Origin of the sequence: Lunatibacter salilacus (assembly GCF_009797935.1) — a bacterium.
Taxonomy (GTDB): Bacteria; Bacteroidota; Bacteroidia; order Cytophagales; family Cyclobacteriaceae; genus Lunatibacter; species Lunatibacter salilacus.
The window spans coordinates 100,223-125,106 of the sequence record NZ_VOLC01000014.1 but is presented as its reverse complement, the minus strand read 5'-3'; the positions used below and the strand labels follow the sequence as shown (position 1 = coordinate 125,106).

18 protein-coding genes and 1 riboswitch are annotated in these 24,884 nt (G+C 41.7%); of the genes, 12 read left to right on the top strand and 6 right to left on the bottom strand.

What is annotated here, in order from left to right; translation table 11 throughout:
• Positions 1–61 precede the first annotated feature (61 nt).
• On the bottom strand, positions 62–1,315 hold the full coding sequence (locus tag FQ608_RS18395; RefSeq protein WP_158859953.1) for an anthranilate synthase component I family protein: 1,254 nt from the start codon (positions 1,313–1,315) through the stop codon (positions 62–64).
• Between the two features lie 77 nt (positions 1,316–1,392).
• Positions 1,393–2,112, bottom strand: a complete 720-nt coding sequence (locus FQ608_RS18390; protein WP_158859952.1) for a YceI family protein — start codon at positions 2,110–2,112, stop codon at positions 1,393–1,395.
• A 149-nt stretch (positions 2,113–2,261) separates the two neighbouring features.
• On the opposite strand from FQ608_RS18390, the gene FQ608_RS18385 reads away from it, so the two are divergent.
• A complete protein-coding gene (locus FQ608_RS18385; protein ID WP_158859951.1) occupies positions 2,262–2,774 on the top strand; it encodes a gamma carbonic anhydrase family protein in 513 nt (170 codons plus the stop codon).
• A 1-nt stretch (position 2,775) separates the two neighbouring features.
• Here FQ608_RS18385 and aceK read toward each other — a convergent pair whose 3' ends face one another.
• On the bottom strand, positions 2,776–4,515 hold the full coding sequence (gene aceK / locus FQ608_RS18380) for a bifunctional isocitrate dehydrogenase kinase/phosphatase (protein ID WP_158859950.1): 1,740 nt from the start codon (positions 4,513–4,515) through the stop codon (positions 2,776–2,778).
• Between the two features lie 399 nt (positions 4,516–4,914).
• On the opposite strand from aceK, the gene FQ608_RS18375 reads away from it, so the two are divergent.
• The 9 genes from FQ608_RS18375 to metF all read left to right on the top strand — a co-directional run bounded on the left by FQ608_RS18375 (position 4,915) and on the right by metF (position 17,867).
• Positions 4,915–5,595, top strand: coding sequence for a bifunctional isocitrate dehydrogenase kinase/phosphatase (locus tag FQ608_RS18375; RefSeq protein WP_158859949.1), 681 nt, complete (start codon positions 4,915–4,917; stop codon positions 5,593–5,595).
• Positions 5,592–6,230 carry an NUDIX hydrolase gene (locus FQ608_RS18370; RefSeq protein WP_158859948.1) on the top strand — a complete coding sequence of 213 codons (639 nt, stop codon included), beginning with the start codon at positions 5,592–5,594 and terminating at the stop codon, positions 6,228–6,230. The genes FQ608_RS18375 and FQ608_RS18370 overlap by 4 nt, the downstream gene beginning before the upstream one ends.
• 14 nt (positions 6,231–6,244) lie before the next feature.
• Positions 6,245–7,498, top strand: a complete 1,254-nt coding sequence (locus tag FQ608_RS18365; RefSeq protein ID WP_158859947.1) for a DUF819 family protein — start codon at positions 6,245–6,247, stop codon at positions 7,496–7,498.
• Between the two features lie 6 nt (positions 7,499–7,504).
• A complete protein-coding gene (locus FQ608_RS18360) occupies positions 7,505–7,738 on the top strand; it encodes a (2Fe-2S) ferredoxin domain-containing protein (RefSeq protein WP_158859946.1) in 234 nt (77 codons plus the stop codon).
• 194 nt (positions 7,739–7,932) lie between these two features.
• On the top strand, positions 7,933–11,298 hold the full coding sequence (locus tag FQ608_RS18355) for a PAS domain S-box protein (protein ID WP_158859945.1): 3,366 nt from the start codon (positions 7,933–7,935) through the stop codon (positions 11,296–11,298).
• Between the two features lie 127 nt (positions 11,299–11,425).
• On the top strand, positions 11,426–12,733 hold the full coding sequence (locus FQ608_RS18350; RefSeq protein ID WP_199856407.1) for a hypothetical protein: 1,308 nt from the start codon (positions 11,426–11,428) through the stop codon (positions 12,731–12,733).
• 167 nt (positions 12,734–12,900) lie between these two features.
• Positions 12,901–13,003: riboswitch (SAM riboswitch) on the top strand.
• A 67-nt stretch (positions 13,004–13,070) separates the two neighbouring features.
• A complete protein-coding gene (locus FQ608_RS18345; protein WP_158859944.1) occupies positions 13,071–14,111 on the top strand; it encodes a homocysteine S-methyltransferase family protein in 1,041 nt (346 codons plus the stop codon).
• A 2-nt stretch (positions 14,112–14,113) separates the two neighbouring features.
• On the top strand, positions 14,114–16,834 hold the full coding sequence (gene metH / locus FQ608_RS18340; RefSeq protein WP_158859943.1) for a methionine synthase: 2,721 nt from the start codon (positions 14,114–14,116) through the stop codon (positions 16,832–16,834).
• Between the two features lie 79 nt (positions 16,835–16,913).
• A complete protein-coding gene (metF, locus tag FQ608_RS18335) occupies positions 16,914–17,867 on the top strand; it encodes a methylenetetrahydrofolate reductase [NAD(P)H] (protein WP_158859942.1) in 954 nt (317 codons plus the stop codon).
• Between the two features lie 96 nt (positions 17,868–17,963).
• On the opposite strand, the gene dprA is transcribed toward metF, so the two are convergent.
• The 3 genes from dprA to FQ608_RS18320 all read right to left on the bottom strand — a co-directional run bounded on the left by dprA (position 17,964) and on the right by FQ608_RS18320 (position 20,535).
• A complete protein-coding gene (gene dprA / locus FQ608_RS18330; RefSeq protein WP_158859941.1) occupies positions 17,964–19,097 on the bottom strand; it encodes a DNA-processing protein DprA in 1,134 nt (377 codons plus the stop codon).
• The gene (locus tag FQ608_RS18325) at positions 19,078–19,431 is read right to left on the bottom strand and encodes a MerR family transcriptional regulator (RefSeq protein ID WP_158859940.1); all 354 of its coding nucleotides are present in this window, start codon (positions 19,429–19,431) and stop codon (positions 19,078–19,080) included. Before FQ608_RS18325 ends, dprA begins: the two co-directional genes overlap by 20 nt.
• A gap of 126 nt (positions 19,432–19,557) precedes the next feature.
• Complete coding sequence (locus FQ608_RS18320) at positions 19,558–20,535, bottom strand: M23 family metallopeptidase (protein WP_158859939.1); 978 nt, start codon at positions 20,533–20,535, stop codon at positions 19,558–19,560.
• A 154-nt stretch (positions 20,536–20,689) separates the two neighbouring features.
• Between FQ608_RS18320 and alaS the strand changes: the two genes are divergently transcribed.
• Both alaS and gatB read left to right on the top strand, forming a co-directional pair.
• Positions 20,690–23,326 (top strand): alanine--tRNA ligase, encoded by a 2,637-nt coding sequence (gene alaS / locus FQ608_RS18315; RefSeq protein ID WP_158859938.1) that lies wholly within the window; start codon positions 20,690–20,692, stop codon positions 23,324–23,326.
• Positions 23,327–23,398: 72 nt separating this feature from the next.
• Entirely contained in the window at positions 23,399–24,883 is a 1,485-nt protein-coding gene (gatB, locus tag FQ608_RS18310; protein ID WP_158859937.1) for an Asp-tRNA(Asn)/Glu-tRNA(Gln) amidotransferase subunit GatB, read from the top strand.
• The last annotated feature ends 1 nt before the right edge of the window (position 24,884 follow it).

Sequence of the window (24,884 nt, the reverse complement as noted above, 5' to 3'; positions counted from 1 at the left end):
TACATTTCCCAAGAAGTATAGAATTGTCAGTGTTTTTTGCAAATATAATTATATCGTGGAATTAATCCAGAAGTGTGGCGAAAATCGCCTGTGCCTTTAGTTGGCATTCTTCATATTCCTGGACAGCATCCGCATCGGAGGTAATGGCACTTCCTACGGCAAAATAAAATTTCTTTTCTTCTCTATCTACAATCACACTCCTAATAATAACGTTCCAATCAAAGTCTCCCTGCTCATCCACATATCCAATTGATCCTGAAAACCAGCCTCTTTTAAAATTTTCGTAGTGATCTATTAGTTCCATGCATTTGATTTTTGGTGCGCCCGTCATGCTGCCCATCGGAAATGTTTGCCTAAACACCTGCTCCAACGATATGTTTGGCTTCATCTCGCAAGATACTGTTGAAATCATTTGGGTAATTTGTCTAAATTGATATATCCCAAATAATTCTTCTACAACTATTTTTCCCGGTTGTGCTAATTTTGCTAGATCATTGCGCATCAAATCTACAATCATCAGGTTCTCGGCCTGTTCCTTTTCGCTGCTTCTCAACTGAGCGGCGAGAGCATCATCTTCCGCAGGTGTATTTCCTCTTTTCACACTGCCTTTAATGGGTTGGGCAATGAGTTTATTTCCAGCCCTTTTTAAAAAACGCTCCGGAGATGCGCCTAAAACCAATTTGTTTTTTGCTTTAAAAAATGCACTAAAGGGCATTGGCGACTTTTCGCATAGTCTCAAGTAAAAACCGATAGCGTCCAATGTTTCAAAGGTGCCTTCAAAGCCCATGCAATAATTCATTTCATAAATATCGCCTTCCAAAATATGTTCCTGAATCTTATGAAAGGTCTTGAAATATGCATCCTTGGTAAGTAAAGAATGAACAGTAGGATTGGTAATAGTGCGTGAAAGGACCTTTAATTCGAAATTTTGAATTTCATTAAAAATTTGACGAGCATTTGGATGTATAATTGTTGCTAGATCACCGTCAAAAATTACTTGAAACTCCGGGATGAAAAATTCCGATTCTGGGCAGTCAATAGGAGCAGCATTGTTGCTGGCTAGTTTTTCATAGATATTTTTTTGATCATAGCTGACGATTCCCACCCGTTGGCGGTGGGGCAATGCGCTTGCTTGAGAAAGGGAAATGGAACTTTGGGCGGCGAAAAGTTGATGCCTGAATCCATCATAAGGATAGGAAATACCATGTGAATTAAAGTAAGCAACATAAGCGTAGTTATTGTCTGTCCAGTGAAGTAACTTCAGGACCCAGTCTTGGTCAATGCGAAATTGGCCAGAAGAAAGTTGTTGAGTCATGAAGGCAAAGGTACGATTAAGTCCAAAAAAAAGGGATAAGTTAACTTACCCCTTTTGTATTGAAATTTGAATGCCAATTAGTTTGTTTGTACGTCAAAATCCACACTTACCGTATTGTAGATAAATTGGTCCTTAGCTTTATCAACTGCGGTAGATTCGTCACCATAGGATAGTCCCCAATTTGTACGATCAATGTTAAACCCAGCTTTGGCAGCTACTTTCCCATTGTTAATAGAAACATTTGCGGGGAATTTAATATTTTTCGTAGTGCCTCTCATGGTAAGGTTTCCGCTGATCCAATGCGTTGGATTTGCAGGAGCGATTTCAGACTCACTCTTTGGTGTGTTTTCTGTCTCAAATTGATCCTGATCTTGGATAGTTCCAGCACTGTAGGGCTCTACTGCCGTAATCTCAAATTTGGCCTGTGGATGGTTGGCTGCGTCGAAAAAGTCATCAGATTGAAGATGACCAAAAAGCTTTCCGTGATTTTCAGAACCAGCTTCCATGTCATGGATCTCCAATTTGGTTATGTCAAACGTAAATGAACCAGCAGTAATCGCATCGCCTTCCAGCGATAATTCCCCACCGGTAACTGGGATTATTCCAAAATGCTGTCCAGTTGGTTTGTATCCTCTCCAATTTACTTTGGAGTTGGCCGCATCCAATGTTACGGTACTTCCTGTTGCCACGGCTACGTCTCCTGCTTCAGATGTTTCTACTGTGTCTCCACTTTTACCACATCCGTACATGATCAATGCGGAAGCAAACAATAATGATGATAATTTGAATAGTTTCATGATGTTAATAAGTTTTTAAATTTGGTTCAGTTTTTTATATGTATGTACACAAAACTATTTCTGACGAAAAAAGTTCATTCGGGGATTTAATTATTTTAGCTTTGACTGGCAAATTGATTAACAGAAAATTTAATTACAACAACAAATAAATGGCTCTTATAAAAAAGGTCTGGGGATTTACACCCCAATGGGGAAGAGACTGCTGGATAGCGGATAATGCTACCATCGTGGGAGATGTCGTGATGGGCGAGAAGTGCACTGTATGGTTCAATGCTGTCGTACGGGGAGATGTGAATGAAATTCGGATAGGAAATCAAACCAACATTCAGGATGGAGCGGTCATCCATTGCACTTATCAAAAAGCAGGCACCTACATAGGAAGCAATGTATCTATCGCCCATAAGGCCATTGTTCATGGCTGCACCATAGAGGATAATGTGCTTATAGGCATGGGTGCGATCATTATGGATAACGCACTGGTAAAAAGTGGAGCGGTGATTGCCGCCGGTGCGGTGGTCTTGGCAGGAACGGTAGTGGAGGAAAACAGCATTTATGCAGGCATTCCAGCCAAAAAGGTCAAAGATACGGGCGAATTTATGACTGCGGAAATTAAGCGGATTGCGGGCAACTACCCCATGTACGCCGGTTGGTATAACGAATAAGCTATATTTCTTCCTCCGGTCGAAACCGCATATGCTTAGGATAAGGAAATGCATGGATAAACTCCCCACGAGCAATGCTTTCACGGATTTGATTCCAATGTTCAGGATCAAATAGATTTGGATGGATATCAAAAAAATATTCCCGAACATCCGGTCTTCCAATCATAAAGCGCTTGAAATCTTCCGGAAATACATCGTTGGATGCTATTTCGTACCAAGGTTTGGACGCATAGATTTGTTCATTGGTTTCTGCAATTGGTTTTTTGCGAAAGTTCATGTCCGCCAGAAATTCGATTTCGTCATAATCATAGAAAATTACCCTTTTTTGCCGGGTTACCCCAAAATTTTTGGTCATCATATCCCCTGGGAAAATGTTTGCTTGGGCGAGTTGCAAAATAGAGTTCCCATATTCCTCCACCGCCTGACGGGCTTCGTCCAATGAGCAGCTCTCGAGGAAAATATTTAATGGCTTCAAGCGTCGTTCTGTGTACAGGTGTTTGATAATAAGGGTTTCATCTTTAAATTCTAAAAGAGAATTTACGGTATTTTTGAGCTCCTTCAACAAGTCCGGATGGATTCGTTGCAGCGGTAATTGGAAATATTCAAATTCATGGGTATCGGCCATTCTTCCTACCCGATCATGGAGGGAAACCAATTTATATTTTTCCCTTACCTGTTGACGGGTCATGTTTTTTGGCGGGTCAAAGTGATCTCTTATCAGTTTAAAAACAATATTGTAAGAAGGAAGCGTGAAGACGGTCATCACCATGCCTTTGATTCCAGGTGCCAGTACGAACTTATCGTCACTTTCAGACAAATGTGTTAAAAAATCCCTGTATAGCTCTGTTTTTCCATGCTTGTTAAACCCAATGGCATTATAGAGTTCGTGGGGCCTCTTGTTCCTGATGATTGAATTCAGAAAGTATACTACCTGAGCAGGCACTTCGATCTCCGCCATAAAATAGGATCTAGTGTAAGAAAATATTCCACTCATGATATCCGGATTGAAAATGAGTGTGTCCGCAAAGACACCGTTTTTGTTGTGGACGAATGGAATCAGAAAAGGCATCCATTTTTCCCCGATAAATGTCCTTCCTATCAGGTACGCAGCTTTGTTCCTATAGAATACAGTCTTCAACATTTGAATGGTGGTGTCAGTAGAAGTGGCGTATCGAGTCAAAATAATCTCCTGAACTTCCCTTACCAGAAATGCTAAATCTTTTTCTTTTTGGAAATAAGGCACCCCAAAATCAAAATCCTCCAGCATTTTTTCAAAAATCCGGGTCAATTCCCAGTGTCCGGGATAAATATAAAAAAGGGAAGTATCAGGTACAGCCGGAGCTCGTTGTATTCCAGGATAAACGAACATCAATTCTGAATCGACGCATTTTCCGGGATAAGTCTTTCTAAAGACGGAGTTGAAAAAAGACTCAGCCAATTCTCCATCTGGCCGCTGGGAAACCAATTTGCTAAACCCTGCTTTTATTTCTTTCCAAAGCCCCCGGTCACCTTTATTTTCCTTCAAAAGTTCTTCACACTTGCTAATGATGATTTTCAAGTTGTCTTTATAAAGGCGTAGTCTCTTTTTATGGTTTCTTTGGAGTTCATTCCAGTTTCTTTCCTTAAAATTAATGGGAGCTTGCCTGGACAGTGCGTTGAAAGCAAAAATATAGTCATCAAATCCACGCTGAATTTCGCAAATCACTTGGCTTATTAGGGAGCTGTTTTCTGTATCGGTCATGGAGGTTGAATTTAGCACACAAAAGGGTGAGTAGAGGATGATTTTTTAAAAAAAATGTGCACGTTTTTTTTCGAATTTTTGGAATAAAAGAATTTATGATTAAATTTCCTCAAGTTTATTCAAATTTTTGAATAATACCCAATAGGTTTAATAGGTTTGATAAGTAAAAAAGGTTTGGACTATGTCCAGACCTTTTTTTGTAAGAGGTTGGTTTCAAAGGTAATGTAATTAAAATTTGCAGCTAGTTGGGTTCATGAAAGATGGGAATTTCTTCAGTTTTAATTAACCTAGTACTTTTTAAACCAGTTTTTTCGACTACAAACCGCAAGCTATGTTTATCTCGTGGGTTTCACCAACCAATTTTTTTTGTTTAATTTGACACGCAGATAACGACGGGCCATGTTTCATAAGATAAATTTACGACAGTTTTGCAAGTTAGCAGGACCTGTTTTTTTTATAGGTGTGTTAATTGCCTGTTCGGGGCGGGTAGAAGAAGGAAAGTCCGAAGCCGGCGGACCAAACCCTGAGGCAACCAGTGAGGCTCTATTAGAAAGAGGTTTGAAGATTCTTCAGCCTTGGACATCGCATTGGGCAGACTGGGGTATGCCTGATGCCCTGTCTTCCTTTAGGCAAATTGCAGATCTGAATTTGGAACTGCTCGAAAGACCCGAGGTTAATCCAATCAAAGAAGGAGAACATCCGCTTGCCACCTTTCAGTTTCAACATCCCGACGCTATAGGTACAGTAGACATCTATCATTATAAGGTGCACATTGACGATGCCTCACGTGTATCGTTTGAGCCAGATGCTGAAGTTATTTTCTACCGGCAAAACGGCATGCGTGAACGTCTTTTATTTATAGGTCCTTCCGGATTGTTTGAAGATGCCGTTTGGATTGATGCTATTCATCTGTTGGTGGTAGGTTACTTTGAAAATGAAGCCGGATTTTCGCCCATGGCTTGGCTGTTGGATATTGAGAATTCTTCGTATCTGCTATATGAAAGTGAATTTGTCGTCTCGAATTATGACCGATTTGGTTATCTGAAAAAAAAGTTATCAGCTCTAAATTTAGGTCCATGAAGTTTGATACCGTACTCAAGCATTTGTCAGAGGCCCTAAAGCATCCGCTACCGGGTAAAGTGGGCCAATTATCCATGGCTCCTCTACCCTTAAATGAGGACCGCTTTGCCTCGATGGAACTTCCAAATGCGAGAAAAGGAGCGGTGTTGCTATTGCTCTATCCAGATGATGAGGGATGCATGGTACCTTTCATCAAGCGGTCTATTTATGAAGGTACTCATGCCGGACAGATTTCTCTGCCGGGTGGCAAATGGGAACCCTCAGATGCTTCGTTGGAATATACAGCCCAGCGAGAAACGGAAGAAGAAATAGGGGTTCAGATGGATAGCATAAAAATACTGGGTCGGCTTTCGAGGCTCTATATACCACCAAGTAATTACTTGGTCGAACCTTTCGTGGGCTACGTGGAGAGCAAACCTAAATTCAGTCCGGACCCCAGGGAAGTGGACAGGGTGGTAACCTGTAGTTTTGCCCATCTGATTAACAGATCTACCCGAAAGCAGAAGGATATAATTATTCGTAAAGATCACCATTTATCAGCACCCTATTTTGATATAGACAATGAAGTGGTTTGGGGTGCCACGGCAATGATTTTGGGTGAATTTCTTCATCTCTGGGAAAAAGAAGTTAATTAGATTGGCAAAGAAATATGGATGGAGAAGTACCTTTGATTGAAAATGATGCAGTCGTTTTGGGCTTGCTGATGGGGATTCTAGGGTTGGTTTTTTATACTTCGGCAAGTGATCATCCAGTCTTTAAAAAAATATACCGGGTTGTACCCACGGTATTGTTGTGTTATTTCATTCCATCCCTTTTCAATACCTTCGGAGTTATTTCTGGAGAAAGTTCAGGGCTATATTTTATGGCTTCCAGATACTTATTGCCGACCTCTCTGGTATTGTTGACATTAAGTATTGACCTCAAAAGCATTGTCAAATTAGGCCCTAAGGCACTAATTATGTTTTTATCCGGAACCCTTGGAATTGTTTTGGGAGGCCCCATAGCGTTGTTGATTGTATCATTTTTTGTTCCAAGTATCATGGATGGTTCAGGTAGTGATGAGATATGGAGGGGCCTAGCCACCATAGCCGGTAGTTGGATTGGCGGTAGCGCTAATCAGACCTCCATGTTGGAAGTGTTCGGTGCCAGCCCTGCGCTTTTTAGTCAAATGATAGCCGTAGATGTAATCGTTGCCAACATTTGGATGGCAGTGCTGTTATATTGGGCGGCAAAGCCGGAAATAATCGACCGGTATTTCAAGGCTGATACCAGTGCTATTAATGAATTGCAACAAAAGGTAGAACAATATCGGAAAGGAATACTAAAGATTCCTACTATGGGTGATACGATGGCTATTTTGGGAGTTGGTTTTGTTGTTACCGGCATAGCCCACCTAGCTGGAGACGCATTTGCGCCATATATCCGGGTAAACTATCCCCAGCTGGTTCAATATTCTTTGGACAATACCTTCTTCTGGATTGTAATTGTCGCCACTACAGGAGGCCTTATACTGTCCTTTACCCGGGTTAGGAAACTGGAAGGAGCAGGAGCATCTCGGCTGGGAAGTGTCCTGTTGTATGTTTTAGTAGGAACTATCGGCATGCAGATGGATTTATTTTCAATCTTGGAAAATCCCCTTTTCTTTTTAATAGGTATGGTATGGATGTTGATTCATGTAATTATTATGTTGGGAATCGCCTATTTGATCAAGGCTCCTTTTTTCTTTGTGGCGGTTGGTTCTCAAGCAAATGTAGGCGGTGCGGCATCAGCCCCTATCGTGGCCTCTGCATTCAATCCGGCCTTGGCTCCAGTAGGGGTGCTTTTGGCAGTATTTGGTTATGCTTTGGGTACTTATGGGGCCTATTTATCCGGATTGTTATTGCAAATGGTGTTTAATTGGTAACTAAAGATGGCAACATACCGAAAATTTATTTTTGTTTGTACAGGATCTGATTGTAAAAAAAACGGGTGCAAAACTTTGCTCAAAGAAATGGGTCAGCTTCTTAAAACTGATCCCCATAAGGGGAAATGGAAGATAGTGAAAACCAAATGTATGGATTTTTGCAAATCCGGTCCTGTAGCAGTAATTAGCAACGAGTTGATCAAGAAGATGGAGATAGGGGATCTTCGGGGAAAATTATAAGATAAACCTTTATTTATTATAATTTGAAAGAAGAATAATGAAAATTTTTAAATATAAAGTCGTATTTAATTAATTACTTGTATATAACCGTTATTTGTTTTTATATTTATACGTGCATTTACTTCACTATTATTTTGATTACTGTGCTTTAATTCAAGCTTCTTGACTCTAAAGCGATCATACTGATTTTTATAATGAACACAATTTTCAACCGTGGTTTTTCCAGCGAAAAGTTGAATTATCAAGATTTTTTCTTGGTGTTCAATGAGCACGCTATACTTTTTTCAGAAGGAATTCCTGATTCTCCGGGATCCTGGGAAGAAATTTTTCAGCGGGATGAGTTTTTATTAAGCAAACTAATCGCATATTTTAAATCCATCGATAAAAAAAACTTCGTTTCCATAAAGCAGTTGCCTACAAAGGAAACACCTACTGCATGGCGAATCGAGGGCATATGGATGGAAGGATATGGGAAACTTTGTTTTGCTGCGGGAAAATGGATGCCTGATCGTGATAATCTATCATTATTGGATCAATCCTTAGGGAGGTTGATACCGCAAGATAAGCTATTGCAAGAAGCTGAGCTTTTGGCAAAAACAGGGTCATGGAGGTTTTTGAACGCCCAGAGAAAGGTGTTTTTATCTCCCGGTCTAAGAAAGCTTTTTGGTCTACATCTGGAAACCGAATCCATAGCGATAAGGGATTTTATCCATCTTGTGAGGTCAAAGGATCGGGCAAAGGTGGGGAATCAGTTGAAGAAAGCCATTAAGACAAGAAAAACTACCTCCGGAGAGTTCGTGTATAGTCATCCTGACGGGAAAGACCGATTTATTTCATATAGGATTCAGGTGAATAGTCTCAGTCCCCAAAATCAATTGGAAGTATTCGGTTATTGCATGGATATTTCAGACAAAAAGGAAATTGAAAGAAATCTCCAGTTTGAATCCCAAATATTAGCCCAAGTAAAAGATCCGATTTTTGTGACTGACCTGAGCTTCCAAATTATCTACATGAATCAGGCTGCCTCCAAATCAAGTGGAGTGCCAGTTTCATTTTCCGGTAGGATTGGAGATTTATATACGCTTATATCGGGTGAAAATAAAACTTTATATAATTTATTTGAAGAAACCTATTTGACAGGTAACTGGTGCGGTGAGGTTTCATTGGCTTGTATTTCCAAACAACAGGCACCATTCGAACTGTCTATAACATTATTGAAAAACCCCGATAAAGAGGTCGTTGGATTTTCGCTGATAATCAATAACATTGCCGAAAAGCGGGAGCGGGAAGAAATGGCCAACACGGTCAAGGTCATTGTGGAAAAAAGCCTAGCCGTTATGTTCAGATTGGATCCGAAAAATCACTTTGAGATTACATTTATTACAGAAAACATCAAAAAATACGGTTATCGGGCCAAAGATATTATAGAGGACAAAACCAGTTTTCTGGACTTGATTCACCCTGATGACCTGCCGGGCTTTGTTCAGTCATTTGCAGATTTAGACAATCCTGTACGTATAAGGGAGTATAGAATCCGGCAAAAAAATGGGAATTACAAATGGATTGAGGATAAAGCAAGTGCCCTTTCGCTCGAAAAAGGAGAAGCGGTTTGCTATGAGGGGCTTTTTCAAGATATCACTGAGAAAAAGTTTGACCGGGCAGAGATAGAGCGTATTAAAAATCAATACCGTGTTTTAGCTTCAAATATTCCGCTTACCAATGTATTTCTAATAGACAAGAATTATACTTACCTCGTCGCAGAAGGGCCAAATTTTGATTATTGGGGGTTGGATAAGGCCTATTTTGAAGGGAAGACCATACAGCAAGCAAATACCACCAACTTTGATGTCATTCTTCCGCTATTTGAGACAGCTAGGAAAAGAAAAGTTACAACATCAAAAGAGTTACACTACATGAATAGGGTGTATAAATTGATGGCTAAGCCTATTTTTTCGGATGAAGGATTGGAGTATTTTTTGGGTATCATCCAAGATATATCTGATGAGTACCACATCAAAAAAGCACTTGAGAAAAGTGAGCTGAAATACAGGAATTTAGTGGAGGAATCTACGGAACTTATCTTTTCGATTAACTCCTCAATGGAATTGAGTTATGTCTCGCCGAATATCAAACAGTTTTTGGATTACGAAACATACGAATTTACCAGTGGGGCTTTTGTTGATTTTCTGCATCCGGATGATCGAAAATCCTTGGAGAGGTTTAAGGAAGACCCGATTATGTATTTTGAGCACAATCCCTCATTTGAATGTAGATTAAAGCATAGAGACGGCACTTTTAGAATCTTTAGTTCCAGCGGTAAACTGATAAAAGACGACCAGGGTAAGGTCCGTTACTATTTGGGAATTGCCCGGGATATTACCAAGTTAAAAGAAACTCAGAAGGAGTTGTTTCTGGCAAAAAATCGGGCCGAGGCAGCATTGACGGCCAAATCCCAGTTTCTGTCTGTCATGAGTCATGAGATAAGGACACCAATGAATGCGGTGATTGGTCTGTCCCATTTGCTGCTTGAAGACAACCCCAGGGAGGATCAACTCGAAAATCTGCGAACCTTACAGTTTTCCGCAGAAAACCTGCTAGGATTGATCAACGATATACTTGATTTTAACAAGATTGATTCGGGTAAAATTGAATTGGAAACCGTTGTATTTGAACCTGCGCATTTGTTAAACAGGATAGTTCATTCATATACCTACCAAATACGGGAAAAAGCGTTAGAAATTGTTTTGGATATTGCACCTAATCTTCCTCAGTATATTGTTGGGGACCCAGTGAGAATCTCCCAGATTTTGAACAACCTGATTTCCAATGCGGTAAAGTTTACAAAGGACGGGATGGTGAAGATTTCAATGAGGCCAACCAAACAGACAGACGCCACTGTGTCAATTCATTTTGAGGTGGAAGATACGGGTATTGGAATCCCCGAAAACAAACTTGACTCTATCTTTGAGGCATTTACCCAAGCAAGCTCTGATACTACCCGGAAATATGGGGGAACAGGTCTGGGTCTCGCTATAGTAAAAAAGCTTATTCAACTTTTTGGGTCAGACATTTATGTAAAATCAACACCATCCCAAGGGACAATTTTCTGGTTTGAACTCAGTTTTGATATTTCCAAACAGGCAAAATCCAGCAATCAATTGACTTCGGGGCCATTGAAGGACCTAAATAAAACCAGCCTTTTGGTTGCTGAAGACAATATTGTCAATCAGGTATTGCTTCGAAAATATCTAATTAGATGGGGGGTGGGGAATCTCGAATTTGCCAATAACGGAGAAAAGGCAGTAGCAATGTATATGGAGGGTGATTTTGACATCCTTTTACTTGACTTGCAGATGCCCGTCATGGACGGATTTGAGGTGTCCAATAGAATCCGGCAAATGGAGAAGGAAAACTCCTCCAAAAGAATCCCGATAATTGCATTGACAGCATCGTCTTATTCTGAAGTAAAGGAGGACATACAGGAGGCGGGCATGGATGATTATGTGTCAAAGCCATTTGTTCCGGCTAACCTTTATGCCAAAATCACAAAATACCTATAAGCCATCTCAGCATGAATGATGGAATTTTAAACCAAGGGCTAAAATACCCTACAAAGAGGGCAATATTTTGCTGAATAGTCTGGTTATTCCATCCAATAGCTTTAATTTCGGCTTCAATTTTCAAAAAATGCGTATACCCATCCTGCTGTTGATTTTCATTTTATGGGGCCAGAGTTTGATGGCTCAGACTGACCCTTCCCGCAGGTCTACTTTTTACCTTACCTATGGAAGTTCCGGAGCCAATCTCAGAGAATTTAACGAAATGCTCTCCGATAAAGGGCTATCTCCCCTTCGAAATGGATACACCACATTGGGAATAGGGTATCAAAGTAGGATTAACGACTTTATTTTTGGGGTGGAACTGTATCAAAATAACGGACCCAAGTCAGTATTTAGGGATTATGAATTGGATTATAGAACCTCACGGCTTTATTTTAATGTTGGCTATGCGTTGACGGAAGAGGGGCGAGTGCAGTTCATTCATTACATGTCTTTGGGTGTGGGTTATCTTAATTTTCAGATGTTAAAGGAAGGTCAGCCCGAACGCTTGGGAGATTTTTTAGCTTCGCCGGCTCAAGGTTTTATTTTGCGGAAAAATGACATTCAAAAGGGAAGCAACTATTTTGGAGGTTTTCTTACTGAGATTGGATTCCAGTTGGGATATGACATCAGGATCCCATCCATGGAAGAATCTATAGAACTTATCGGGAAATTTGGCTATTCTTTTAGTCCTTTTGAAAACGCATGGAATAAAAATGGGGTAGCTTTTGACAATACGCAAGCAGGAGCATTTTTACGTATGGGAGCAGGTATATCGCTGCCAGACAGGAATATTTTCTATGATGATGCTACTTTAGGCCTTCATTTTTTTTATGGCAAAAATTTTGTTTCCGTAGGGAGTTTCAATGAATCCTTGGATGCAAATGATTACAATAGGCTACCAGATATTCCGGGTAACATAGGGTTTAAGATTATCGGCGAGAATGGCAGAAAGATGTATGGAGCGGAAATTTTCAATTTAGCCAGTAAGGGTACCGCCAACGAATCCTATGACCAATCGCTGAACAGCATACGCTTTTATGGAAATCTGGGGTATCAACTTTTTAAAAGAAATAACCTAGAAATGGGAGTCTTAGGAGGACTAGGATTTGGGAGTGTACGTTATACCTTGGAAAACCTGAACAAACCTGAATTCCCGCTTCTTTTTGAGGAACCCGATTATGACGGCTACATTTTTGCCAGAGGGCTCATGGTAAAGCCGGAGTTGATGATTGCCTATGCGCTTCCTATAGCCAAAGTCAATGCTTTTAATGTTGTCTATTCCATACATGCAGGCTATGAAATGCCTCTTGGCAGGTATAGGTTTGGCGACACCAGTATGCAGTCCTTTATGAAAGGACCATACCTGCAATTTGGCCTAGGGGTAAGGCCCTAGTGTAATTTGTTGAAGTAGTTTTATTTAATAAACCTTTTTTGCCAACAAACGGATGATGACTTAATAAGTGATGACATCCCTAATGTATCAACAGAAAATTGCTCCGAATTTTGAAAGTTTTGAATCAATCGGGAATTTTTCCGATAAAAAGATGTTAATTTTGGAATTGCTTATCAAGAAAGACGGAGGGAAGGGCCCTATGATGTCTTAGCAACCTAAATTTAAAAAGGTGCTAATTCCCTATCCGGGTTTTCCGGATGAAGATGAGCCGTGAGATAGTATTCAAAATTCTATTTTTCTTTCGGTTCTTTCTTGATTCGCTTTAGATCCTGAAAACATGAACAGAACTGACTTACTATTACATCAATCCCAAAGAAAAATACTCATACTGGACGGTGCCATGGGGACTATGATTCAGCGGTATGGATTGGGTGAAGATGATTTTAGGACTCCTGATTTGGCAAATTTCAAAAAATCATTGAAGGGGAACAACGACTTATTGTCCCTATCAAGGCCTGATATCATTCGGGAGATTCATGCCGAATACTTCAAAGCAGGAGCTGATATTGTAGAAACAAACACATTCAGTAGCACCTCTATTGCGCAAGAAGATTACGGCCTTCAGCACTTGGCCTACATGCTCAATCTCCAGTCGGCCAGACTGGCGAAAGAAGTTGCTCTTGAATTCACAAAGTTGACTCCAGATCAGCCGCGCTTTGTTGCCGGTGCCTTGGGACCTACAAACAGAACTGCCTCCATTTCTCCAGATGTAAATGATCCGGGGTACAGGGCGATTACCTTTGATCAGCTTGCTGATGCATACAAGGACCAGATCAGGGGATTGCTGGACGGAGGGGTGGATATGCTGCTGGTGGAGACTGTATTTGACACCTTAAACGCCAAAGCGGCTCTTTATGCCATCCAGGAAGTTTATGAAGAGTTGGGTATTCCTCTTTCTCCACAAGAGGGTGGCATCCCCATTATGGTCTCCGGTACCATTACCGATGCCTCCGGGAGAACACTATCCGGACAGACAACCGAAGCTTTCCTAATTTCTATTTCCCATGTACCTCTCTTCAGCGTTGGCCTGAACTGTGCGTTGGGAGCAAAGGAATTACGACCTTATCTGAAGGTGATGGCTGAAGAGGCCCCTTTTCTTGTCAGTGTCTATCCAAATGCGGGTTTGCCCAATGAATTTGGAGCCTATGATCAGGGTCCTGATGAGATGAACAGCCAAGTGGAGGAATTCCTTAAAGAAGGCTGGGTAAATATCCTTGGCGGATGCTGCGGGACTACACCGGACCATATACAGATTATCGCCAAGACAGCAGCAAACTATTCCCCGCGAAAATTGAATCTTGAACCGGCAGAAAACTAACTATGCAACTGAAATCCAAATACAGCAACGTAATGAAACTTTCCGGTCTGGAACCACTGGTTTTCACACCGGAAATAAATTTCGTCAATATTGGAGAAAGAACCAATGTGACCGGGTCAAAGAGATTTGCCAAACTGATCTTGAATGGAGATTATGACCAGGCACTGGAGGTTGCCTTGGATCAGGTAAGGGGGGGAGCTCAAATCCTGGATGTTTGTATGGACGAAGGGATGTTGGATGGAGAAGCAGCAATGGTCAAATTTTTGAACCTAATCGCTTCGGAACCCGAAATTAGCCGGATTCCAATCATGATAGATAGCTCCAAGTTCCATATCATCGTCGCCGGACTCAAATGTGTCCAAGGAAAGGGAATTGTCAATTCGATCAGCTTGAAGAATGGTGAGGAAGAATTCATCCGGCAGGCGAAGACCGTCAAACGTTTTGGCGCGGCAGTGGTGGTAATGGCATTTGATGAGAAAGGACAGGCGGACACGTATGAACGCAGGGTGCAGATTTGTAGGAGAAGCTATGACATATTGACCAAAACCGTCCATTTCAACCCGCAAGACATTATTTTTGATCCTAATATTTTCCCTGTAGCAACCGGCATGGAAGAACACCGAACTAACGCCATCGATTTTTTCAGGGCAACTCAGTGGATCAAGCAAAATCTACCGGGAGCAAAAATCAGCGGGGGAGTGAGCAACGTAAGCTTTTCGTTTAGAGGCAACAACCCAGTGAGGGAAGCCATGCATGCGGTATTTTTATATCATGCGATCAAACACGGCATGGATATGGGGATAGTGAATCCAACCATGTTGGAAATCTATGACGATATTCCCAAAGATCTGCTGGAGCGAGTGGAGGATGTTATGTGGAACCGCCGGGAAGACGCTACGGAAAGGTTGTTGGATTTTGCCGAGACAGTTAAATCAAGTGGCAAAAAAGCCAAAGTGGACGATGAATGGCGAAGTGCCAGCATAGAAAAAAGAATTGAACATGCCCTGGTAAAGGGAATCATTGACTATGTTTTGGAAGATACTGAAGAAGCCCGGGTCCATTTTGGTGATCCGCTCAAGGTAATCGAAGGTCCTTTGATGGATGGAATGAACGTAGTAGGTGATCTGTTCGGAGAAGGCAAGATGTTTTTGCCCCAGGTTGTCAAAAGTGCCAGGGTTATGAAAAAAGCAGTGGCTTACTTGGAGCCGTTCATGCCCAAAGCAGGCGACTTGAATTTCGATAGCAATACGTCAAAAATTAAAAAAATCCTACTTGCTACAGTTAAGGGGGATGTGCATGATATTGGCAAAAACATCGTCGGGGTCGTGCTAGCTTGTAACAGCTATCATATTATTGACCTGGGAGTGATGGTTGAGGCGGAGCGCATTATCGATGAAGCAATTGCCCAGAAGGTAGATATTATAGGGCTTAGCGGGCTCATTACTCCATCCTTGGATGAAATGGTAGACGTAGCGGCCGAGATGGAAAGAAGGGGGCTACAGATACCGCTTCTCATAGGGGGTGCCACCACATCACGGATTCATACAGCGGTAAAAATTGACCCGGTTTATAGCGGCATAGTCGTCCATGTAACCGATGCCTCCAAATCAGTGCCGATCGCTGGAGAGGCCATTAATGAGGCGATTAAAGAGGACTATAAGCTCAAAATCAAGGCAACCTATCAAGAACTGCGAGTGGCCCATGAAGCAAAACAACAAATCAAGCAAATGGCAACCTTTGAGGAAGCTGCTAAAAACCCTACGGTAATAGATTGGGAAAACTATAGGCCCCATATACCGAAAAAGTTGGGCATCACAACGTTGGAAAATTTGGATTTGAAGGTGCTGAGGGAATATATTGATTGGACCCCTTTCTTCAGTACTTGGATGCTTTCGGGCAAATACCCCAAAATTCTCGAACATCCGCTGATAGGAGAGGAGGCTAAAAAGCTTTTCACCGAGGCCAATGCCATGTTGGATCAACTAATAGCGGAAAGGTGGCTTTCTGCAAAAGCTGTCGTAGGATTGTTCCCCGTTCAGCGTATTGGAGAGGATTTGGTGATTGATGCTGCGTATACGGGCGGTAATGACCAAGCATTTCATTTTCTGCGGCAGCAGGGCAAAAAAGGGAGGGGTGTTCCAAACCGAAGTCTGGTAGATTATATACATCCGACCGATAAAGACTATTTTGGTTGCTTTGCAGTGACTGCCGGTCTAGGAATAGAAGCGAAATTGGATGAATACAAAAAAGATGATGACGATTACCACGATATCATGCTGAAAGCACTCGCCGATAGGTTGGCAGAGGCTGGAGCGGAGTATCTTCATGCGTTGGTAAGGAAGGAACTCTGGGCTTACTCACCTGACGAAAATCTGGCGAATGAAGACCTTATCCAAGAAAATTATGCAGGTATCCGACCGGCACCGGGCTATCCGGCTTGTCCGGAACACTCCGAAAAAAGGATGCTTTTTGACTTACTTGAGGTTGAGCAAAGGATTGGGATTACCCTAACAGATAGCTTTGCCATGTATCCAACATCCTCAGTCAGTGGATTTTATTTCGCTCATCCGGATAGTAAATATTTTGGACTGGGAAAAATCGGAGAGGACCAGGTAGTTGACTATGCAAATAGAAAAGGAGTTAGCAAAGAGCAGGCAGAGCGATGGCTTTCTCCCAACTTGGCATATACGCCAAAATTGATTCTTATGGATAAAGTCCAGTGAAAATTGAAGACGACTAATTTCTATCCAATATTGATATTAAACACAAATCCACCCACAGGTGTAATTCTTTTCGCAGAACATGAAAATTACAGAACACATCCAACAAGCCAATAAAACACTCTTCTCGTTCGAAATACTACCCCCTCTCAAAGGACAAAGTCTTCAGGACATGCTCGCTGGAATTGAACCTTTGATGGAGTTTAATCCACCATTTGTAGATGTCACCTACCACCGGGAAGAATACATCTATAAGCAGCATCCCGGAGGACTTGTTCAGAAGGTGAGCACAAAGAAAAGACCCGGCACTATTGGTATTTGTGCGGCATTAATTAACAAATTTCATGTAGAACCAGTCCCGCATCTACTATGCGGAGGATTTTCAGAAGAAGAAACAGAAAATGCGCTGATTGATCTGGAGTTTATTGGAGTTCAGAATGTCTTGGCACTACGGGGAGATGCCGATAAATCTGAAGGTAAATTTATAGCTGAGAAGGATGGACATTGCTATGCGTGGCAACTGGTAAAACAGATCACAGATATGAATAAGGGTATTTACCTGCACGATGAAACTGAAACAGGATTTCACACGAATTTCTGTGTCGGGGTAGCGGGATATCCGGAAAAACACTTCGAGGCCCCAAGTTTGACCTATGACCTGAAATATCTTCAGGCAAAAATAGATGCGGGTGCCAGCTATGTGGTTACGCAGATGTTTTTTGATAACCAGAAATATTTCGATTATGTAAAGCGGGTACGGGAGGCTGGAATTGATATCCCGATTATCCCCGGACTGAAACCGATAACAACTCTTTCGCAAATAGTGAATCTTCCCAGAACATTCTTTTTGGATCTTCCTGATGCGTTAATGGTGGAGTTAGACAAATGCAAATCCAATGCTGACGTAAAAGAAGTGGGTATAACTTGGGCAATCCAACAAAGTAAGGAACTTGTAAAAGCGGCTGTACCTTCTTTACATTATTATACCATGAGTAAAGCTGAAGCTACTTATAAAATTGCCAAAGAAGTATTCTAATTTCGTAGGTGTTAACGCTTATTGGGATAGGAATTTTGATGCCCAAATAATTGGAATAGATGAAAAAAGAAGGTGTCACCCCGGTACCTCCTTCTTTCATTTTTTCGAGGAACCGATCAGTTGGAATTTCTTACCTGGAAGTGCCTTAAGAAAACCTTGAAACTCCAAATTCAGCAGCTTTGAGGCCAGTGTAGAAAGTGGGATATTGGTTTTCCAGCTAAGCTGATCGATCTCTAATTCCCGTTCCTGAACCAACATTTGCAGAATACTTTTTTCTACCTCATCAAATTGATCCCAGTCCATATGAACGGCCTTTTTGGTAATTTCGGAACCTTCCTTTTCCCAGGATAAGGCTTCCTCTATTTCTTTGGATCCCATATATATCCCCGCTTTCATTGTACGAATGAGGTTGTTACAGCCCTCGCTATATAAAGACTGAAGATTGCCTGGTACAGCAAATACTTCCTTGTTGTAGCTATAGGCTATTTCGGCAGTAATAAGGGCACCTCCTTTTTTAGCTGCTTCCACTACAATCAGGGCATCCGATAATCCTGCGATTATTCTGTTCCGTTGCGGGAAATTGTTGGGGTTGAGGGCACTGCCTATCCGGTACTCAGATACTAGCCCCCCGGATTTCATCATGGTTTGGGCAATCTGAAAATGATGAGCAGGATAGACTTTGTTAATGGGGGTACCTAATATCCCCAACGTAGGAAGGTTACTTTGCAAGGCGGCACGGTGGGCCTCTATATCTATCCCGTATGCCAGACCGCTGATAATGGTTGGCTTGTATTCGGCAAGATCTTCGACGATTTTTGCGGTAACAGCTTTCCCATATGCGGTCGCATTGCGCGTGCCTACGATGCCTATGGTCCTTGCAGGGTTCAAATCGGCTTCACCTCTGGTGAATAAAAGTACAGGAGAATCGCTAAAAGATTTTAGACGTTGGGGGAATTCCTTATCCAGGTAGGATATTACCTTGACTCCATTGCGGTGGGCTTCTTCGAGTATTTGAGATGCTTCCTTTAGATAAGTATCCTTGGAATGTAATACTTCGGATAATTTAGCCCCCACGCCCGGGATTTTTTGAATTTTTCCTTTGGATAGGGCAAAAAATTGTTTTGCTGAACCACTATAGCTAATAATGTTTTTATATATTCCGGGGCCAATTTTTGGAATTAGGCTAAGGGCTACCGTATAGAGTAAGGAGTCATGGGTTGTTTTTTCCATTGAGATTATTCCTGATTTCTATCAAAAAACTTTTTATCCCCAGCAGTCTATCTACCATAGCCGCCTTATTGGCGACCTGATGGAGGTCTTTTTTTATGATTTCTTGTGCACCTTGCAAGGTGTACCCTTTCTCTTTCACCAAGTGGAAGATAAGTCTAATCTTTTCTATGTCATCGGTAGTAAACCTGCGATTCCCTTTTTTGTCCTTTTTTGGTTTGATGATGTCAAATTCACCCTCCCAATATCTTATTAGGGAAGTGGCTACTTTGAACATATCGGCGACTTCTCCGATGGAGTAGTATTTCTTCTCTATTTCTTTTTCTCGGTAGGGCAAGTTGATATTGTTTTATTTCAAAAATAACGAATAAAAAGCAAAAAACCTTTCAACTTCTTTGGGATAAAACCAAATAAAGCTGAAAGGTTTTTTCCAAGGTACAACCCCTGGGGACTAAATAAACTGTTAGGAAAGAGATTGATTCTCTCTAGAAGCCAATTCAAGAATTTTATCGAATTCAGATGGCTCTAGATCTTTGAAGAAATAATTGACCGGATTGACATACTTCCCGTCTTTAATGACTTCATAATGAACGTGGGGAGCAGTGGAAGATCCGGTATTACCTACTGTACCGATTTGATCGCCCCGTTTGATCTTTTGCCCTACCTTTACATTAAAATCATTCATATGGGCATACCTGGTGGAAAATCCGAATCCGTGATCGACAACAATATGCTTGCCATAGCCTCCAAATTCTGTCCTTACCAAAGAGACTACCCCGTCGCCAGTACTGTAGATAGGCGTGCCTTTAGGTGCTGAGAAATCTACACCCGTATGCATTTTTCTTACTTTTAGAATAGGGTGTATCCGAATACCATAACCAGAGGCAAGGCGGTTTAGCTCTTCATTATGTATGGGCTGAATAGCAGGAATGGACGCCCAGTATTCTTCTTTATTCAACGCCGTCTCGGACAATTCATCATAGGATCTCGTTTGGATAAACATTTGCTTTTTGAGACTTTCAAGTTTTTCCATCACCGTCAAAATCAGTTTCTCTTGGTTCAGCCCCTTCTCTTTAATTTCTTTGAATCTATCAGATCCGCCATATCCAGCTTTTCTCACGGAAGATGGAATAGGCTCTGATTCAAATATTACTCTGTATAAATTGTCGTCTCTCTCCTGAAGGTCTGCCATCATGGTATTGAGTCGGGTTACTTCCTGATTCATCAGGTCGTAATACAACTTAAGTTCCTGATTCTCCCTTTTTAAGAGCAATTCTTTTGGGGAGTCAAAATAGTGGCTGAAAACAAGCAGAATACCTACTGCAAAGATGGATGACAGTGATAAAAACCCCAGCAAATTCAGTGTAATGTCCCACTTGCTTCGAACATATCGTTCATATTTACAGGTCTTGGGATCGTAATAATATTTTATTCTACTCATCTAACAAATTGAACGGTAAAACTTCTAATTTTGTATTCCTTTTCGAAAAACAAGGGATTAAGCATGGTTAGCCCGCAAAAAGCGAGATATAGAATGCAAATGTAACTAAAATTGTATTCGAACTTCGAAATATAATCAATAAAGCATACAAAACATGAACGCAAAGCAAATAAGAAGCACATTTATAGATTTTTTTAAATCCAAAGGACATCAATTTGTGCCATCTGCTCCCATAGTGGTCAAAAATGACCCTACGCTCATGTTTACCAATGCCGGGATGAATCAGTTTAAAGATTTTTTCCTGGGAAATGACACTCCCCAATACTCCCGGGTAGCTAACAGCCAAAAGTGTCTTAGAGTTTCTGGAAAGCATAATGATTTGGAAGAAGTCGGGGTAGACACCTATCACCATACCATGTTTGAAATGCTGGGTAACTGGTCATTTGGAGATTATTTCAAGGAGGAAGCGATTGCATGGGCGTGGGAGTTGCTTACTGAAGTTTATGATTTACCTGTGGATCGCATGTATGTTACCGTCTTTGGAGGAGACCAGGCAGATGGGCTGGACAAGGATTTGGAGGCACTTGAGTTATGGGGTAAATGGATTGCCAAAGAGCGTATTTTATTTGGATCCAAAAAGGATAATTTTTGGGAAATGGGTGAATCCGGCCCCTGCGGCCCCTGCTCTGAAATACATGTGGATCTAAGAACTGATGCTGAGCGGCAACTAGTCGACGGCAAAGATCTCGTCAATCAAGATCATCCACAAGTTATTGAGATTTGGAATTTAGTTTTCATCCAATATAACCGGACGATGGACGGTGCACTGAAGGAATTGCCGGCCAAGCATGTGGACACGGGCATGGGCTTGGAGCGCCTGGTGAGGGTGATTCAATGGAAGCAATCCAATTATGACACGGATCTATTCCAACCTTTTATCCATCAACTTGAGGCTTTGTCCGGTATTTCTTATGGATCGGATGAAAAGACCGACATAGCATTTAGAGTTATTGTAGACCATATTCGGGCTATATCATTCACCATAGCGGATGGGCAGTTGCCATCAAACAACAAGGCGGGCTATGTGATTCGAAGGATTCTCCGGAGAGCCGTCCGATATGGCTATACGTTTTTGAATTTTAAGGAGCCATTCTTGCATCTTTTGCTACCGACGCTGTCGGACCTTTTCGGGGAAGTATTTCCAGAGGTTACCTTGCAGCAAGGATTTATTTCTAGGGTAATACAAGAGGAGGAAATTTCATTTTTGAGAACCTTGGATAAGGGACTGAAAATTTTGGATCAAATAAAATCTGAATCGTCCATCGTCTCTTCCAAGACAATTCCCGGGAACCAGGTTTTTGAATTGTATGATACCTACGGTTTCCCGCTTGATCTTACATCTCTTATAGCCAGAGAGCATGGTTTGTCTGTTGACGAAACCGGTTTTAATACAGCCATGGAAGTCCAAAAGACAAGATCACGCGCTGCGGCAGAACAGGAGACGGGGGATTGGATCACAGTGACAAGTGAGGAAAGTGTGGAGTTTGTGGGATATGACCAATTGCATTCACTTTGTCGGGTGCTTAAATACAGGGTGATATCCGAAAAGAAAGGGAAAAAGTACCAGTTAGTACTTAACAGAACTCCGTTTTATGCTGAAAGTGGCGGCCAGGTAGGGGATCAAGGAACCTTACTGGGAGAAAGCGAAACTATCCAAGTTTTAGATACGAAGAAGGAAAACGATTTGATAGTCCATGAGGTTGACAAGCTTCCGGTGGATACAAGTCAGTCATTTAACGCTCAGGTAAATGAAGAGCGAAGATTACGTGTCATGAACAATCATACGGCTACTCATTTGCTTCAGTCGGCTTTGAGACAGGTGTTGGGAAATCATATTCAACAAAAGGGGTCTTTAGTTAATGAGGAATTGTTACGGTTTGATTTCTCCCATTATGCCAAGCTTACTGATGGGGAATTGACTGCTGTTGAAGCCATTGTCAACGAGCGTATCCGGGCAAATATTCACCTTGATGAAAAAAGGAATCTGCCCAATGCGGAAGCGAAGGCTTTGGGGGCAACGGCATTATTTGGTGAGAAGTACGGTGAATTCGTTCGGGTGATTACGTTTGGGAGAGATTTTTCAGTGGAGCTTTGTGGAGGAACCCATGTTCAGGCTACCGGTAATATCGGTTTTTTCAAAATTATTTCTGAGGGGTCAATTTCGGCGGGCGTAAGGAGAATTGAAGCTATGACTTCTGTTCAGGCCGAAGCTTATGTCAGAGAGCAACTACAAACCCTAAAGGATATCCAAGAACTGCTTAAAGCTCCCCGTGATCTAAAAAAATCTGTGGCAGGTTTATTGCAGGAAAAAAATGAGTTAAGAAAGGAAGTAGAGGGTTTGCATCTGAAACAGGCCGCACAGATAAAAGATCAACTGCTAGGCAAAATACATCGTGCCGGGAATTTAGATCTTTTGGTCGCATCGGTCACCCTACCCTCTGCAGATGCACTTAAAAAACTGTCCTTCGAATTAAAAAATGAAAGTGATAGGTTTGTCGGAATTTTGATAGCTAATATTGGAGGAAAGCCTCAAATCGCTGTTGTAATTGATGAGCGGGTAGTGGCGGAAAATCAATATGATGCTGGGAAAATTGTAAGGGAGCTGGCTAAAAACATTCAGGGAGGCGGAGGAGGACAGCCGTTTTTTGCCACGGCAGGAGGAAAGGATTTGGAAGGAATACCTCTTGCAGTTAAACACGCCAAAGAAATTCTCTCCTATCCGTCCATATAATTTACCTTCCATAACATTTGCTTTTGGAATAAAACTCTGCCATTTTTGGTGTAAAACGCAAGTGTTTTGAATATGATTGAAGAAACAAAAGTGAAAACGTTAGACATAAAAGTAAAGAATAAGTACGAGTTAGTCATTGGGTTAGAAGTACACGCCCAGCTTTTGACTAACAGTAAAATGTATACAGCTGATTCTACGACCTTTGGGAATTTACCCAATACGAACATATCTGTTATAACTTTGGGTCACCCAGGTACCTTGCCCAAAGTAAATAAACGTGCGGTAGAGTTTGCCATTAAGATGGGCCTAGCGTGTGATTCTGAGATAACTCGAAAAAATATCTTTGCCCGAAAAAATTATTTTTATCCTGATCTCCCAAAAGGATACCAGCTTACCCAAGATAAAAACCCGATTTGCGTTGGCGGGCAAGTTCCCATCGTTCTTTCGTCGGGAGAAAAAAAATCCATTGCACTTACCCGAATACACATGGAGGAAGATGCGGGTAAATCCATTCACCTCGCAGGAGAGGTTGACACTTTGGTGGATTTTAACCGAGCCGGAGTTCCTCTGATTGAGATCGTGTCGGAGCCTGACATGCGATCTTCCGAGGAAGCTTACCAGTTTTTGACTGAAATAAAAAAACTGGTCAAGTATCTGGATGTATGTGATGGAAATATGGAAGAAGGATCACTTCGTTGCGATGCCAATGTGTCCATTCGACTTCGCGGCGAAGACGAACTCGGGAAAAAAGTGGAAGTGAAGAATATGAATTCTTTCCGAAATGTAGCCAGAGCGATTGAGCATGAGTTTGAAAGACAGGTGCTGCTTTCTGAAAGCAACACGGAAATTATATCTGAAACACGTACGTTTGATGCGACGTCCGGGACTACGGCAAGTATGAGGACCAAAGAGGATCTGAATGACTATCGTTATTTTCCAGAGCCTGATCTCAGTCCGGTTATAGTGTCGGAAGAATGGTTGAAGACAATCCAAGATAATCTGCCGCCCCTTCCAAGGGAGTTATTTGAGAAATTTGTATTAGAATATGGTTTACCTGAATATGATGCAGGTGTATTGTCAGACAACAAAGAAATCGCTCTTTTTTTTGAAGCACTTTGCCACTTGACTACAAATTATAAAGCAGCCTCGAACTGGGTGATGGGACCTGTGAAGTCCTATTTGAACGAACTGACGTTGCATATTGACGATTTCCCCATCAGCATCACTTCTCTCGCATCCTTGATCCAACTGATAGACGCGGGGAAGGTAAGTTATTCGGCAGCAGCGCAGAAAATATATCCGGCCATGTTGTTAGATCCCAAAAAAGATGCTCTGGAGATCGCTACGGAATTGAATTTAATCCAAGAGAGTAGCGAGGATTCGCTTAAACCAATTGTGGAAAGTGTTCTGAAGGAAAACTCCCAAAAAGTGTTGGAGTATAAATCCGGTAAAAAGGGCCTCATGGGGATGTTTATGGGCCAGGTAATGAAAAAATCCAACGGTAAGGCAGACCCCAAGGTAGCCACTAAAATATTAACTGAAATACTTGATAATTAAT

Excerpts from the sequence above, each read along its gene's own strand:
- FQ608_RS18395 (WP_158859953.1), bottom strand. The coding sequence starts at position 1,315 with ATGACTCAACAACTTTCTTCTGGCCAATTTCGCATTGACCAAGACTGG.
- FQ608_RS18390 (WP_158859952.1), bottom strand. The coding sequence starts at position 2,112 with ATGAAACTATTCAAATTATCATCATTATTGTTTGCTTCCGCATTGATC.
- FQ608_RS18385 (WP_158859951.1), top strand. The coding sequence starts at position 2,262 with ATGGCTCTTATAAAAAAGGTCTGGGGATTTACACCCCAATGGGGAAGA.
- aceK (WP_158859950.1), bottom strand. The coding sequence starts at position 4,515 with ATGACCGATACAGAAAACAGCTCCCTAATAAGCCAAGTGATTTGCGAA.
- FQ608_RS18375 (WP_158859949.1), top strand. The coding sequence starts at position 4,915 with ATGTTTCATAAGATAAATTTACGACAGTTTTGCAAGTTAGCAGGACCT.
- FQ608_RS18370 (WP_158859948.1), top strand. The coding sequence starts at position 5,592 with ATGAAGTTTGATACCGTACTCAAGCATTTGTCAGAGGCCCTAAAGCAT.
- FQ608_RS18365 (WP_158859947.1), top strand. The coding sequence starts at position 6,245 with ATGGATGGAGAAGTACCTTTGATTGAAAATGATGCAGTCGTTTTGGGC.
- FQ608_RS18360 (WP_158859946.1), top strand. The coding sequence starts at position 7,505 with ATGGCAACATACCGAAAATTTATTTTTGTTTGTACAGGATCTGATTGT.
- FQ608_RS18355 (WP_158859945.1), top strand. The coding sequence starts at position 7,933 with ATGAACACAATTTTCAACCGTGGTTTTTCCAGCGAAAAGTTGAATTAT.
- FQ608_RS18350 (WP_199856407.1), top strand. The coding sequence starts at position 11,426 with ATGCGTATACCCATCCTGCTGTTGATTTTCATTTTATGGGGCCAGAGT.
- FQ608_RS18345 (WP_158859944.1), top strand. The coding sequence starts at position 13,071 with ATGAACAGAACTGACTTACTATTACATCAATCCCAAAGAAAAATACTC.
- metH (WP_158859943.1), top strand. The coding sequence starts at position 14,114 with ATGCAACTGAAATCCAAATACAGCAACGTAATGAAACTTTCCGGTCTG.
- metF (WP_158859942.1), top strand. The coding sequence starts at position 16,914 with ATGAAAATTACAGAACACATCCAACAAGCCAATAAAACACTCTTCTCG.
- dprA (WP_158859941.1), bottom strand. The coding sequence starts at position 19,097 with ATGGAAAAAACAACCCATGACTCCTTACTCTATACGGTAGCCCTTAGC.
- FQ608_RS18320 (WP_158859939.1), bottom strand. The coding sequence starts at position 20,535 with ATGAGTAGAATAAAATATTATTACGATCCCAAGACCTGTAAATATGAA.
- alaS (WP_158859938.1), top strand. The coding sequence starts at position 20,690 with ATGAACGCAAAGCAAATAAGAAGCACATTTATAGATTTTTTTAAATCC.
- gatB (WP_158859937.1), top strand. The coding sequence starts at position 23,399 with ATGATTGAAGAAACAAAAGTGAAAACGTTAGACATAAAAGTAAAGAAT.